11 protein-coding genes are annotated in these 13,770 nt (G+C 65.8%); 2 read left to right on the top strand and 9 right to left on the bottom strand.

The genetic code is table 11. The features are described 5' to 3' along the window. From D779_RS06900 to D779_RS06915, 4 genes are all read right to left on the bottom strand, one after another. Positions 1 to 559 (bottom strand): hypothetical protein (locus D779_RS06900; protein ID WP_043751580.1); only part of this gene is annotated, 559 nt, incomplete at its 3' end. A 19-nt stretch (positions 560 to 578) separates the two neighbouring features. Continuing rightward, on the bottom strand, positions 579 to 1,040 hold the full coding sequence (locus tag D779_RS06905; protein ID WP_043751583.1) for an OsmC family protein: 462 nt from the start codon (positions 1,038 to 1,040) through the stop codon (positions 579 to 581). A 50-nt stretch (positions 1,041 to 1,090) separates the two neighbouring features. After that, a complete protein-coding gene (locus tag D779_RS06910) occupies positions 1,091 to 1,543 on the bottom strand; it encodes a gamma-glutamylcyclotransferase family protein (protein ID WP_043751588.1) in 453 nt (150 codons plus the stop codon). Positions 1,544 to 1,549: 6 nt separating this feature from the next. Beyond that, positions 1,550 to 2,137, bottom strand: a complete 588-nt coding sequence (locus tag D779_RS06915) for a DJ-1/PfpI family protein (protein ID WP_043751592.1) — start codon at positions 2,135 to 2,137, stop codon at positions 1,550 to 1,552. A 174-nt stretch (positions 2,138 to 2,311) separates the two neighbouring features. Here D779_RS06915 and D779_RS06920 point away from each other — a divergent pair, with 174 nt between their 5' ends. Together D779_RS06920 and D779_RS06925 are read left to right on the top strand one after the other, a co-directional pair. Continuing rightward, positions 2,312 to 3,136, top strand: a complete 825-nt coding sequence (locus D779_RS06920) for a DMT family transporter (RefSeq protein ID WP_052347912.1) — start codon at positions 2,312 to 2,314, stop codon at positions 3,134 to 3,136. 78 nt (positions 3,137 to 3,214) lie between these two features. Then, positions 3,215 to 4,270 carry a quinone-dependent dihydroorotate dehydrogenase gene (locus D779_RS06925; protein WP_043751790.1) on the top strand — a complete coding sequence of 352 codons (1,056 nt, stop codon included), beginning with the start codon at positions 3,215 to 3,217 and terminating at the stop codon, positions 4,268 to 4,270. A 40-nt stretch (positions 4,271 to 4,310) separates the two neighbouring features. On the opposite strand, the gene D779_RS06930 is transcribed toward D779_RS06925, so the two are convergent. The 5 genes from D779_RS06930 to coaD form a co-directional block, all read right to left on the bottom strand. Next, a complete protein-coding gene (locus D779_RS06930) occupies positions 4,311 to 7,337 on the bottom strand; it encodes an EAL domain-containing protein (RefSeq protein ID WP_232424101.1) in 3,027 nt (1,008 codons plus the stop codon). 70 nt (positions 7,338 to 7,407) lie between these two features. After that, positions 7,408 to 10,410, bottom strand: a complete 3,003-nt coding sequence (locus tag D779_RS06935; protein WP_043751597.1) for a chemotaxis protein CheB — start codon at positions 10,408 to 10,410, stop codon at positions 7,408 to 7,410. A gap of 320 nt (positions 10,411 to 10,730) precedes the next feature. Further along, complete coding sequence (locus D779_RS06940; RefSeq protein WP_043751600.1) at positions 10,731 to 12,179, bottom strand: glycosyltransferase; 1,449 nt, start codon at positions 12,177 to 12,179, stop codon at positions 10,731 to 10,733. A 508-nt stretch (positions 12,180 to 12,687) separates the two neighbouring features. Next, on the bottom strand, positions 12,688 to 12,942 hold the full coding sequence (locus tag D779_RS06945) for a YfhL family 4Fe-4S dicluster ferredoxin (RefSeq protein WP_043751604.1): 255 nt from the start codon (positions 12,940 to 12,942) through the stop codon (positions 12,688 to 12,690). Positions 12,943 to 13,066: 124 nt separating this feature from the next. Then, on the bottom strand, positions 13,067 to 13,543 hold the full coding sequence (gene coaD / locus D779_RS06950; RefSeq protein ID WP_043751606.1) for a pantetheine-phosphate adenylyltransferase: 477 nt from the start codon (positions 13,541 to 13,543) through the stop codon (positions 13,067 to 13,069). Between the last annotated feature and the right edge of the window lie 227 nt (positions 13,544 to 13,770).

Raw genomic sequence — 13,770 nt, forward strand, 5'->3', positions numbered from 1 at the left:
CCACGTCCGGGGCCGTGATCCGGCCGCCCGCCGCGACCAGGGTCAGGATCGGTCGGCCGCCGGCCAGCGCAGCCGCGGCCGCATCGATCCAGGGGGATTCGTCGCCCCAGCGCTCGCCCGGAACCAGCAGGAAGTGCGAGTGATCCGGATCGAGCCGGGCGCCATCCACCCAATGTTCGGGCCGGACGGCCGGATCCACCTCTTGGACGGGGACCCCGGCCGGAAGACTGCCGCCATCGACCGTGCCGACCGCCGCGACCCCGATCAGAGGAAAACGTCCACCCAGCCGGCGGCGCGAGTCCCCGATCAGACGCATGACCCCGAAGGCCGTTCCGCCATCGACCAGGGCCGCGCCGATCCGGTCGATCACCGGAACCAGCGCGTCGAATGCCAGACGCAACGGCCCCTCGACATGGGGCTCCAGATTGGCGGCGCCGCCGACCAGCACCAATACCGGCAGGGGATGGATCAGGCCGAGCCCGGTCAGGGCCGCCGTCAGCTGGGTTCGGCCGACCCTAGATTCGGGGCCGACGGGCGGCCGTCTGGAGGCGTCCCTCATTCGAATCGACTCGAGGCCGTCATTCGGAGGCGTGCAGAACCTCGCCCTGCCGGTCCACGAGGGTCACCTTCATGGGAATCCCCTGGCGAATGCTGGCCGAGACCACGCAGAAGTCCTCGAACAGATCCTTGCAGCGCGCGAATCGGGGCGACTCCTTGACCACGTCGGCGACGATGAGCCTGATCTCCATCCCCCCGATCCGCAGCTTCTTGCGCTCGTTGCGCACCATGATGCAGGTGGCCTCGGCCGTCAGACAATTCTCCGGTGGCTCCTCCTTGAAGACGCAATAGAGCAGGCTGGCGCTCAGACAGTTGGCGGCCGCGGCCGCCAGCATGCGCGAGGCGTTGGGACCCTGCTGTTCGCCGAGCGGTGGCGGTTCGTCCATCAGCAGATCGGGGACCCGCTTCCAATCGAACGCGACCTTGATCTGAAAGCCTTCCTGCTGCTCCAGTTGAATGGTGAAACGACCTTCTTCGGACATGCGGCCTCCTGGATGCGGGCCCACGAGTAGATTGACGGATCGGCCCCTTCTCAGCGGCCCCCGGTGCCGACGAGCAGACGTTCCTGGCGACGATGCCGGGTCTTGGAGTCACGGGTGCTCCGCACCCCCGCGGCCCGGATCGAGTCCGGGTCCGCGGCGAAGGCGCGCCAGTCGCCGCCGCGGATCAGGGGCCGGTTCTCCAGCGATCCGCGATAGAGGTAGATCCAGGCCCAGCCATAGGGGGTCGGAATCCTTTGCCGATCGTAGAGACGCGGATAGTCCTCCAGGTGATCGAGCCGTCTCAACCCGGCACCGTCGACCCGAAAAACCTCGCCCCGGACCGCGGTCGTCCCGCCCCGCGCGATCCCGGGATAGGCGCCCAACAGATAGAGCCCGAAACAGGGTGCCGTGCGATGCGGCCCCAGGAACTCGGCACCCTCGAGCAGATGGTGATTCACATCGCCACGCAATAGCGTGCCGTAGACGAAGACGCGATGATGCATGGCGGATCAGGATTCGATGCGGGTGCCCAACACCTCGAGGAATCGGCGGATCCACTCGGGATGTGCCGGCCAAGCGGGGGCCGTGACCAGGGTGCCGTCGACATAGGCGTTGGAGAAGGTCTCGTTCACCTCGCACCAGGTGCCGCCGGCCTGCTCCAGTTCCGGACGCACGGCCGGATAGGCGGTGCAGCGCTTGCCTTCGAGCACGCCGGCGGCCGCCAGGATCTGCTGCCCCTGGCACACGGATGCGATCGGCTTGTCTCCGGCGGCGAAATGACGCACGATCTCGATGACCCTCGGATTCAGGCGCAGATACTCGGGCGCCCGGCCGCCGGGGATGACCAGCGCGTCGTACTTGGCCGGATCGACGGTCGCGAAATCGGCATTGATGGCGAATCTGTGCCCCGGCTTCTCGCTGTAGGTCTGATCGCCCTCGAAGTCGTGGATCGCCGTGCGCACGAAATCTCCCGGCATCTTGCCGGGGCAGACCGCGTGGACCTTGTGACCGACCATCTGTAGCATCTGGAAGGGCACCATCGCCTGGTAATCCTCGACGTAGTCGCCGACCAGCATCAGAATCTTGCGTGCAGCCATGGGATGTGACCTCCGTCGGATCGCATCGATTGGAAAGGCCAAACTATAGCATTTAGTCCTGCCGGGCTTGGACATCTAATCTCCGTGCGATCCGCCCCATCTCCAGACTCCGATCCAGCTCCGCGATCCCCGACGGCCGCCATCGAGCCATCGCTCGGACGCGCAGCGCTCTGGATGGGACTGGCCCTGGCCTCCTTCGCCGCGCTCGCCGTCTCGGCGCGCGAGCTGCTCGATACGCTGACCCCGGTCCAGTTCCTCTGGATAAGGACCGCGCTCGGCCTGCCGCTGCTGATCCCGGTCGCACTCGTTCTCGCGCCCGGCTTCCACCGCACCCGGCGTCTGCCCCTGCACCTGCTGCGCAACCTCTTCCATTATCTGGGACAGGTCTGCTGGATCACCGCCATCGGCCTGCTGCCCCTGGCGCTGGTGTTCGCCCTGGAATTCACCACACCGGTCTGGGCCGCCATGCTGGCCGTCGCCTTCCTCGGCGAGCGTCTGAATCGGCGACGCATCGCCGCGCTCATTATGGGACTGGCCGGGATACTGGTCATGACCCGTCCGGGACTGCGCGAGCTGGACCAGGGCACCCTGATCGGACTGCTGGCGGCCGTCGGATTCGCCGTCAGCCTGACCAGCACCAAGGGTCTGACCCGACACGACGGCGTCTTCACCATCCTCTTCTGGATGCTGACGATGCAGCTGGCGATCGGTCTGGTCCCGGCGCTCTGGGCCTGGTCGCCGCTCGACTGGTCCGACCTGCCCTGGCTGCTGGTCGCCGCCGTCACCGGGATCAGCGCCCATTTCGGGGTCGCCAAGGCCTTTCAGCATGCCGACGCGACCCTGGTCCTGCCGATGGATTTCCTGCGCCTGCCGCTGATCGCCGTGATCGGTGCGCTCTTCTACGGCGAGGGCCTGGATCCCTGGGTGCTCGCCGGCGCCGCGCTCATCCTGACCGGCAACGAATACAGCCTCCGCGCCGAGCGGCGCAAGGGCCGCTGACGGTCAAGCCCGCAGCCGCCCGCCATCACATTGCAGACCGACTCCCGTCGCACACTCGAATATGGATACAGCTCGATCATGAAGACACCCGATCCCTGGACGCTCCTGAAACCGCTCGCCTTCAAGATGGACCCCGAACGGGCGCACCAGACCGCGCTCGGTCTGCTGTCGCGCTGGTCGCGTCTGTTCGACGGCACGCCGGGGCCGGGCGACATCGCCCGCAACCCGAGCCTTGCCGTCGAGGCCATGGGTCTCCGCTTTCCCAATCCGATCGGACTCGCGGCCGGGCTGGACAAGAACGCCGAGGCGGTCCCGGCCTGGCAGGCGCTCGGGTTCGGCTTCGTCGAGGTGGGCACGGTCACGGCGCTGGCCCAGCCGGGCAATCCGCGCCCGCGTCTGTTCCGGCTGCCACGGGACCGGGCCATCGTCAACCGCATGGGATTCAACAATGAGGGTGCCGAGGCCATGGGCCGGCGGCTGGAGCGATTGCGCGAGCGCCGATGCCTGCAGGTCCCGCTCGGGGTCAATCTCGGCAAGTCCAAGGTCACGCCCGCCGAGGAGGCGGCCCAGGACTATCGGCGCAGCTTCGAGCGGCTCGGAGAGCTGGCCGACTATGTGGTGGTGAACATCTCGAGCCCGAACACGCCCGGGCTGCGCGACCTGCAGCGCGTCGACGAGGTCGAGCGCATCATCGGCGCCATCCAGGGGCCCAATCAGCGTTTGAACCGACCACGACCGCTCCTGGTCAAGCTCGCCCCCGACCTGACCGACGAGGACGCCGTCGCCTGCGCCCGTGCCGCGCTCGGTGCCGGCTGCGTCGGCCTCATCCTGACCAACACCACCATCCGCTTCGAGGGACTCGAGAGTCCCACCGAGGGTCTGAGCGGAGGACTCTCGGGACGCCCGCTGCTGGAGCGCAGCACCGGACTGCTCGCGCGCGTGCGCTCGGAGCTCGGCCCGGATCCGTTATTGATCGGCGTCGGCGGCATCATGGACCCGGAAGGCGCGGCCGCCAAGCTGGCCGCGGGCGCCGACCTGATCCAGATCTATACCGGCCTCGTCTATGGCGGGCCCGGATTCGTCCGCCGGCTGCTGGCCGAGCTGGCCAAGCCTCGAGAATCAGCGGACAGCTGAATCCGCCTCTCGGCTGGAAGCTGATCGCTGGCGGCTTGCCTCAAGCCGGCCAGGACCAGACGAGATCCCCGGGCGGCAAGGGCTCGCAGAAGAAGAATCCCTGTCCCTCTTCGCAGCCCTCGCCGATCAGGAGGTCGGCCTGCTCTCGGGTCTCGATGCCCTCGGCGAGCACCGACAGCCCCAGGCTGTAGGCCAGGGACACGATGGCACGCACGACCAGCCGCTGGTCGGAGTCCGCGGCCAGGGCCGCCACGATCGAGCGATCGATCTTGAGCCGCTTGAGCGGCAGACGCTGCAGTAGCGTCATCGACGAAAAGCCGATGCCGAAATCGTCGACGGCCAGACGAACGCCCAGCTCGCGAATACCCTTGAGGTTCCCCACCAAGGCATCGGCGCAGCGCATCAGCTTGGATTCGGCCACCTCCAGCTCCAGCCGTTCGGGCGCGATCCGGTAGCGCTCCAGGATCTCCCGCACCCGCGCGACGGTTTCCCGCCCGGAGAGCTCGCGCATGCTCAGATTCACCGCCAGGCGCGGCACCCGAATCCCGGCGCGATCCCAGCTCGCGAGCTGCCCGCAGCTCTGCTCCAGCACCCAGCAGCCGAGTTCCTTGATCAGCCCGAGCTCCTCGGTCATCGGCAGGAAGCGCTCCGGCGGCAGCAGGCCCAGCTCGGGATGCATCCAGCGGCAGAAGGTCTCGACGCCGCGCAGACGGCGACCGTCCAGGCTCAGCTGCGGCTGATAGTGAAGCACGAACTCGTTGCGCTCCAGGGCGCCGCGCAGCTGGTGCTCGAGCCTCATCCGCCTGGCGAGCCCATCGGACATGAGCGGCTCGAAGAAGCGGAAGGCATTGCGGCCGGCGCTCTTGGCCTGATACATGGCGATATCGGCATGCCGCACCAGGCTGTCCATGTCCTGACCGTCCTGCGGATAGACGCTGATACCGATGCTCACCGTGATGAAGAGTTCCTGCTCGACGACGATCATGGGCTGAGCGAAGACATCCATCAGTCGATCGGCGAAACGGGCCGCGAAACGGGGCTCGGGGATGTCCTCCAGGATGACGACGAACTCGTCCCCGCCCAGCCGCGCGATGGTATCCACCACCCGCACCTGCTGCGCCAGAATCTCGGCGACCTGTTTCAGGAGTGCGTCGCCGAAGGGGTGTCCCAGCGTATCGTTGACGTCCTTGAAGTGGTCGAGATCGAGAAACAGCAGGGCGAACTGGCGCTTGTAACGCTCGGCGCGCTGAATGCACTGCTGCAGGCGCTCCTGGAACATGGAGCGGTTCGGTAGCTCGGTCAGCGGATCGTGATTGGCGAGGAATTCGAGCCGCTCCTCGGCGCGCTTGATATGACTGATATCGCTGAAGACGCCGACGTAATTGGTGAGTTCGCCCGCATCGTCCAGCACCGAGCTGACGGTCAGCAGCACGGGGAAGAGATGGCCCTCTTTGTGGCGGTTCCACAGCTCGCCGCGCCAGTGTCCCCGATTCGCGAGGCTGTCCCACATGCCCGAATAGAATCCCGAATCCTGGCGTCCCGAGCGGAGCAGACCCGGGGTTTCGCCGAGTGCCTCTTCCTCGGCATAGCCGGTGATTTCGGTGAAGGCCCGGTTCACGGCCAGGATTCGGGCGCGCGGATCCGTGATGACGACGCCCTCGTCGGTGCTCTCGAAGACCCGGGCCGCCAGCCTGAGCGACCGTTCCGCCTCGATCCGCTCGCTGATATCCCTGTTCACCCCGCGACGCCCGAGGAAACGGCCGTCATCGGCGATCACCTGATTGCAGATGTGCTCGATCCAACGCTCCCGCCCGTCACGGGTCAGCAGGCGGAATTCCAAGCCGTCCAGTTCGCATTCATCATCCCGTCTCTGGTGCTCCGCATGGGCGATCCAGCGCGCACGATCCTCCGGATGGATCAGGCGCGTCAGCAGCTCGGGATCGGCCTCGAACTCGGCGGCGGAATGACCGGTGATGCGCTCGCAGGCCGGCGACACGTAGAGATAGCGCCCCTCCGGACCGAGCCAATATTCCCACTCCGAACTGAACTCGGCGAGCACGCGATAGCGTTCGCGGGTCTCGCGCAGCCGCTCCTCGTCGCAACGGCGTCCGAGGAAGCTGGTCACATGGGCCGCCACCGCCTTGAGCAAGCGTCCCTCCTCGGCGAGGAAGGGCTCGTCCTCCTCGACGACCGGCGGACGCTCGCGGTAGACGACCTGGATTTCCCCGGCCCGGCCATCGGACAACTTCAGCTCGACCGACTGGCGCCAGTCGCTCCGAACGAAGCCGGCGGTCTGGTAGCCAGACCCGGCAACCTGGATGCGCGCCTCGGCCAGATCGGGAAAGCGCCATGCGTCCGGCAGACGCTCGACGACATGCTGCAGGACCTCGCCGACGGATGCCTCGTGACGCGCCGTCTCGGCCAAAACGTCGTGCAGGGCGGCCAGCTCCTTCAGACGCTCGCGCAGAACCGAGTCGCTGCGGCGCAGACGCTCGCTCGACTCGTAGAGCGAGCGACGCTGGGCGACCGCCTCGCTGCGATCGAGCACGGCGCAGACATACTGTCTGATCTCGCCCAGGGGGGATGCGAGCGGGGCGATGTGCAGATCGCCGATGAAACCGCCGTCGCCGAGCCTGCGGAAACGGATCTCGGGAAGCCTGAGATTCTCGTCGACGCTCAGCTTGGTCCAGGCACCGACCACGGCACCGCGATCGACCTCCTCGATCAATCGGGCGAGGAAATGCTGATTCAGATGGGCCTTGCTCAGACCGAAGAGCGCCTGGGCCTCGGGGTTGGCCTCGAGCACCAGTCCCTTGTGGTCGATCACCAGTTCGGCCACCGGAAGGGTGTTGAAGAGCGACGCGAAGCGCGCCAGGGACTCTTGGATCTGGCGCTGGTTGCGCAGCAGTTCCTCGTTCTGGATCTCGAGCTCCGCCTGATAGACCCGCAGATTCTCCACCAGCGAGACCAGATCCAGATCGGACCGGGCCAAGAGGTCGTCGGCCAGCTTGAAACGGCCTTCCCGGAGCACCTCCATGGCGCGTCGACGAATCCGTTCGTCGGACATCTCTATGATCTCTTCGAGCGCGCCATGCAAACCCGGATCCTCACGCCCCGCCCGATCGAAATCCGGATCCCTAGGATTCTTCATTCACCCCACCGGACCATTTGGTGACCTCGATGTGGCTCACCACCACCCCCCCATTGGGATGATCGATGGGGGCGACATGCATAACGAACCAGCGCTCCTCATCCGGCGAATGACAGGGATATTCGAGGGCGAAGGAGTCCGACTCGCCGGACAGGATCTTGGCGATTCCCTCGCTCGCCTCGGAATCCTCCTCCTGATCGCAGACATCGAGATAATTCACCCCGATCCCCGAGCGCTTCAGCTCCGGATCGCCGTTCTCGGCCGCGAAACGGCGCCAGCTGCTGTTCACCATGGTGATGACACCCCTGCGGTCGAGCACGGCCACATGTTCCGGCAGGGAATCCAGCACCGCCTGCAGACGCTCGACGTCACGCAGCGTGGTGATGTCCACGAAGGTAGCGACCGCGCCGCGCGACTCGCCGGAGCGCATGAAATACGGCAGAACCCGCGCCAGGTAGTTCCGACCGTTGGCGGCATGGATCTCGTGCTGCAGCATCTCGCCGGCATCGATGGTGCGCCTCAGTTCGGGCATGAACTCCGGATATTGCAGCATGTTGCTGAAGTCGTCGATCGGACGCCCCAGATCCGCGTCGCGGATCTTGAACAGGGACGTGGCCTCCGGGGTGAAGCGCGTCAGCCGCAGCTGCGAATCCACGAAGATGGTCGCAATCGAGGCCGCCTTCGCCATACCGTCGAGATCGGCGTTGAGCCGGTTGAGGATCTCGATCTTCTCCTGGTTCTCGGCGTTGACCGTATAGAGTTCCTCGTTGACCGACTGCAGCTCCTCGTTCGAGCTCTGGAGCTCCTCGTTCGAGGCCATCAGCTCCTCGTTGGTCGCCTGCAGCTCCTCGTTCGCGGTCTCGAGCTCCTCGATGGTCGCCTGCAGACTCTCGCGGGTCGCCGCCAGTTCGCGCTCCAGGTTCTCGAGACGCTGGGCGGTCTCGCGGTCGAGACTGATGACCTCGATGTCGGTACGGCTCTTCTTGCCCTCCAGCGCCAGGGCGGCGGCCCGGGCCTCGCCCTCGACCTCCGTCTCGACCCCGACCTCGATGTCCGGCTCGGGCATCACCTCGGGCTCGAACGAGAGCAGCAGATGCAGCTCGCCATGCGCGGGCTCGACCGGGCGGGCCACCAGACGCAGACGCTCGGTGCCGCGCTCGGAGAGCGTCACCCCGAGCAGATCCGAGCGCAGCGGCACCCGGTCGCGAGCCGCCTTGTAGAGCAGGGCCTTGGCGATTGGAACCAGGGCGCTGGGCAGCAGCTTGCCGAGGTCGAGACTGACGCTGCCCTCGCCGATGCGCAGATAGTGCCCGACGTCGCCGAAGACGTGCAGCAGGTCGTGGCGCTGATTGAGCAGCAGGCTGGTGGGTGCATAGGTATGGAGCAGAAGCGCCTGGGCCGCGTCGATCACGGCCGCGTCGCTGACCGGCGACTGCTGCTGGGTCAGCATGCGCGGCTTGGCGCCCACGACCGAATGCCGCGACAGGGGCGCGTTGGCCGCATCCAGCGGCAGGGAGACGTGCCGCAGGATGCGATAGATCTTGTGCTTGGAGCTGACGGCCGTGAAGTCGGTCTGCAGGTTGGCGATCGTCTCGCTCGGCCCGAGCAGCAGGAAGCCGCCGGGCGCCATGGCGTACTGCAGCCGCCGCAGTGCCCGTTCCTGGGCCTCGGGACGAAAATAGATCAGCAGGTTGCGGCAGGACACCAGATCCATCCGGGTGAAGGGCGGATCCTCGAGCAGATTGTGCCGGGCGAAGATGATGCTCTGGCGGATCTCCGGCCGGACCACGAAATGGTTGCCGCGGCGCATGAAGAACTGATCCAGACGCTCGGGCGAGATCTCGGCTGTGATCGCCTCCGAGAAGACGCCGGCGCCGGCGGTCTCGACGTTCTGGGGCTCGACATCGGTCGCGAACAGCTTGAAGTTGGGCCAGCGGCGCGCGCGCTCGAAGGCCTCGGCGAAGAGGATGGCCAATGTATAGGCTTCCTCGCCGGTGGCGATGCCGGGCGCCCAGACCCGGATCGGCTGATTGTCGCCGCGCTCGGTGACGATGGTCTTGATCGCGGTCTCGGCCAGGGTCTCGAAGGTCTCGGGATCGCGGAAGAAGCTGGTGACCGGGATCAGCAGCTCGCGACGCAGCGTGGCCAGCTCGCCGCGGTCCGACTCGAGCAGCCTGGCGTAGCTCAGCAGGTCCGGGGTCTGGCGCACCTGCATGCGCCGCTCCATGCGCCGCATCACCGTCGCCGGCTTGTATTCCCTGAAATCGATGCCCCCCGAGTGCTGGAGCAGATGCATGATCTCCTCGTGGGCGCTGTCCTTGTCGATCTCGTGATAGAGCACCGGGGTATGGATCTTGGCCTGGGGCAGCTGATGGATGTGCTCCACCAGACGCGGCCCCAGATCCTCGGGCGGCAGAATGGCGTCGACCAGACCGGTCGCGATCACGCTTCGGGGCATGCCGTCGAACTTGGCCGACTCCGGATCCTGGGCCAGCAGGAAGCCGCCGGCATCGTTGATCGCGACCGCCCCGCGCGTGCCGTCCGAACCTGTACCGGAGAGGATGACTCCGATCGCCCGATTGCCGAACTCCTTGGCGAGCGAGCAGAAGAAGAGGTCGATCGGAAGCGTCAGACCGCGCGGATTCTTGGGGCTCAGCCTCAGCGAATCGCGCGAGACCGTCATGAGACTGGCCGGAGGGATCAGATGGACCCGGTCGGCCTCGATATGCATGTCGTGGGCGACGGTGACCACGGGCATCGGGGTATGACGCGCCAGGAGGCTGGCCATCATGCTCTTGTGGTCCGGCGACAGATGCTGGATGACCACGAAGGCCGCACCGGTCTTCTCGGGCAGACCCTGGAAGAAGCGCTCGAGCGCGTCGAGCCCGCCCGCCGAGGCGCCGATGGCGACGACATAGCCATCGAATGGATTGGATCGCTCGTCGGAACGCTGCTCGCTCGAACGCTCGGTGTCGGTTATCTCGGACATAGGGGAATCCCGCGCTGACTGCTAGATCTAACCTGATGAATCGCGTATCGCCATGAACGTTCCGCACGGCACTTGAATGGAAGCATACCGGATCGGGGATCGCGGAACCGCATCCGGACACGCATCCGGTGTGTATTACCGGAATCTTCGGTCGAAAGCATGATAGACCGCAAGAGCCGCAATAGGAGCCGACACGCCTTTCGGCGTTCCTCGTCGAGACCCCGGCCGCGCGGTTATGCGGAATGGCGATATCAGGGTGGGGGAGAAATGTGAAGGAGCGACCGATTCGATCCCGGCACGGGATCGAATCGGCACATGGCTCAGTGACGCGGCCCCGGCGGCTTGGAGAGAGCGATGCCATCCAGCATCTGCATGGCACCAAGACCGAGCAGACCGCCGATGACCATGGCCAGATAGAGGACGGCGAACGGTTGCTCGAGCAGGGCGAAGCCGAGCAGCCCCAGTCCGGCGGACAGCTCGATGGCGCCGTTGCGCCAGCGCATCTTCGGCGACGAGCCCGGCTGCGTGCGCGCCTTGGGTGTACGGACGAATTCGGTTTGATGTCCCATCAGCGCCTCGATCCCGGCGCGGGCGTTGGAGAGCAGCAGACCGCTGGTCAGGACCAGGGAGCCCAGCACCTCGGCCGCAGTGCTCCGGACCGGACCCCGGGGGCCGGCCAGGATCAGAAAGGCGATCGGGGCGGCGAAGCCCAGAATCGAGGTCAGGATGGCGACCCGTCCCAGGGTCTCTCCGCCGACCGCCGCTCCGGCCATGAAGGGCAGCCCCATGAAGAGGCAGCCCCCCCCCACCACGAAGGCGAGCGGCTGCCCCATCTGCAGACTCACCATCAGTCGTTGCCACAGCGGCAGCGGACTGCCGCGCCAGATCATGGGCGTCAGCTTGACGAAGCACTGGACGAAGCCCTTGGTCCAGCGGAACTGCTGAACCCGCCAGGCGCGGGCCGAGTTGGGCAGCACGCCGGGCACCGTCAGATCCATCATATAGGCGGATCGCCAGCCGCGCAGACGCGCGCGCAGGCTCAGATCCAGATCCTCGGTCAGGGTATCGCCCTCCCAGCCGCCGGCATCCAGAATGGCCTCACGACGCCACAGACCGCAGGTTCCATTGAAGGGAACCGGGAGTCCCAGACGCCAGCGCGCCTCCTGCTCGACGCAGAAGTGCGAATCGAGCAGACGCGCCTGGATCCGCGTCAGCAGGCTCTCCTCGCGGTTGATGTGTGCCCAGCGCGTCTGGACATAGGCCAGATCGGGTCCGGCGAGGAGCGCGCCGACCGTCTTCCGCAGAAAATCCCGGGGCGGAATGAAATCGGCGTCGAACACGGCGACGAAGGGCGCGTCCGAGCGCTCCAGTCCCGCCGCCAGGGCGCCGGCCTTGAAGGCGGTCCGCTCGACGCGATGCAGCAGCTCGATCCGCACGCCGCGCTGGCGCAGCTCGGACACCGCATGGCGGCTCACCGCGAGCGAACCGTCGATGCTGTCGTCGAGCACCTGGATCTCGAGCCGATCGCGCGGCCAGTCGAGCGCCATGACGGCGCCAAGGATCCGCTCGACCAGTTCGCCTTCGTTGAAGAGCGGAAGCTGGACCAGAACCTTGGGCAGTTCAGCTTCCTCGGGCACTGAGATCGCGAGCCGACGAGCCGGTGCCAGCAGTCTGATCAGGGAGAGAAGGGCGAGGTTGGATGACAAGATCGCCAGGATGACGAGACCGAGTGTCAAAAAGAGCTCGACCGATGGTTCAGCCGCAAGCATGGGTTGCCTGTCCGTAAGTTTGAGTAGCAGGTTAAGGAGTGTCTAGGCCACGAGCCGGGCAGCGCATCGATCGAGGACGGAGAGGAAACGCGCCGGATGAGATTTCGCGCACCTTGATGGAATGCCGTTCGTTTTCGAGAGCGGACAGCATAGGACCCCCGGATAACCAGGGCAAGCCCCATCGACAGAGGGTGGCCGAGCGCGCGACCGGAAGAGAAAGAGCCATCCATGGCGCGATGTAGCAACTGGCTGCCCCGCTCGGCCGTGACGAGGGTTACGTCATCACCATCGGGAAAACGCTCACGCGAGTGGCAGCGAGCGGCCGACCCTCTGGTTACCAGAATGACATAGCCGGATTCGACACGGCGGAAACACGAGGACTGACTGTTCGAACGGATTCTGGAAGCGGAACGAAGACCCGATTCGCAGTGGATATGGACCCCGCAGGCGGGCCTCGTCGGATCTGCCTGCTGGGGTCACGGATTCGAGATCCGCAAGAGGACGGAGGTCAGCCTTGGTCGCCGGTGATACGGTCGTACTTGGCGCGCAGCTCGTCCTCGGTCTCCTCGTGATCCGGATCCTTGATGATACAGTCGACCGGACACACCTCGACGCACTGCGAGGTTTCGTAATGGCCGACGCATTCGGTGCAGAGGCCGGGCTCGATCACATAGGTCTCGTCGCCCTGGGAGATGGCGCCATTGGGACACTCGGGCTCGCACACATCGCAATTGATGCATTCATCGGTAATCATCAATGCCATGGAATAACTCCTTATCTGCTCGTACTGTGGTTACAGCTCGTTCTCTGATGTCAGCTCGCTCATTGGAGCCGAGCTGTTCTGTGATGGCTTCCGGTGCGTGGATCTTGGACCACGCCCTTGGATGCTATCCAAACCGTTCCTTCAATGCAGCCTGCACCACCGGGGCGACGAAGGCCGACACATCGCCCCTGAGACGGGCGATCTCCCGGACCAGCGACGAAGAGATGTAGGTGTATTTCTCGGCCGGGGTCAGGAACAGGGTCTCGATATCCGGCGCCATGTGACGGTTCATTCCGGCCAGCTGGAACTCGTACTCGAAGTCCGAGACCGCCCGGAGGCCGCGCATGATGACGCTGACACCGAGCTTGCGCGTGAATTCGACCAGAAGTCCAGAGAAGGGCGTGATCTCGACGTTCTGGCAATTCCCGACGCTCTCACGCACCAGCGCCACGCGCTCATCGGTCGAGAACATCGGCGTCTTGCCCGTATCGGCGGCGACAGCGACCAGAACGCGGTCGAAGAGACGCGATGCCCGATGGATGAGATCGACATGGCCGTTGGTGATGGGGTCGAACGTCCCCGGATAGACCACACTACGCAAACCTTTGATCCTCTTGGATGATGAGCCGGTCCAACCACCCGCCACGAATCTCGAGCCACCACGAAGACCATCTCGACGACACCGGGACGGGCGGCGCCGAGGCCCGATCCGAGGCAGTCGCGTCCAGCGTATCTTTCACCGGCCTGGGCCATCGAGGGCCCCGAGTCCCGCTATCGGCGCGCACCATAGCACAATCCCGAGTGAAACGCTGAGCGCATTGCGTGCCC

Origin of the sequence: Imhoffiella purpurea (assembly GCF_000585215.1) — a bacterium.
Lineage (GTDB): Bacteria > Pseudomonadota > Gammaproteobacteria > Chromatiales > Chromatiaceae > Imhoffiella > Imhoffiella purpurea.

Bases quoted from the DNA above. Each gene is read 5' to 3' on its own strand.
- D779_RS06945 (WP_043751604.1), bottom strand. From the start codon at position 12,942: ATGGCATTGATGATTACCGATGAATGCATCAATTGCGATGTGTGCGAG.
- D779_RS06935 (WP_043751597.1), bottom strand. From the start codon at position 10,410: ATGTCCGAGATAACCGACACCGAGCGTTCGAGCGAGCAGCGTTCCGAC.
- D779_RS06905 (WP_043751583.1), bottom strand. From the start codon at position 1,040: ATGTCCGAAGAAGGTCGTTTCACCATTCAACTGGAGCAGCAGGAAGGC.
- D779_RS06910 (WP_043751588.1), bottom strand. From the start codon at position 1,543: ATGCATCATCGCGTCTTCGTCTACGGCACGCTATTGCGTGGCGATGTG.
- D779_RS06940 (WP_043751600.1), bottom strand. From the start codon at position 12,179: ATGCTTGCGGCTGAACCATCGGTCGAGCTCTTTTTGACACTCGGTCTC.
- D779_RS06925 (WP_043751790.1), top strand. From the start codon at position 3,215: ATGAAGACACCCGATCCCTGGACGCTCCTGAAACCGCTCGCCTTCAAG.
- D779_RS06920 (WP_052347912.1), top strand. From the start codon at position 2,312: ATGGGACTGGCCCTGGCCTCCTTCGCCGCGCTCGCCGTCTCGGCGCGC.
- D779_RS06930 (WP_232424101.1), bottom strand. From the start codon at position 7,337: ATGTCCGACGAACGGATTCGTCGACGCGCCATGGAGGTGCTCCGGGAA.
- D779_RS06915 (WP_043751592.1), bottom strand. From the start codon at position 2,137: ATGGCTGCACGCAAGATTCTGATGCTGGTCGGCGACTACGTCGAGGAT.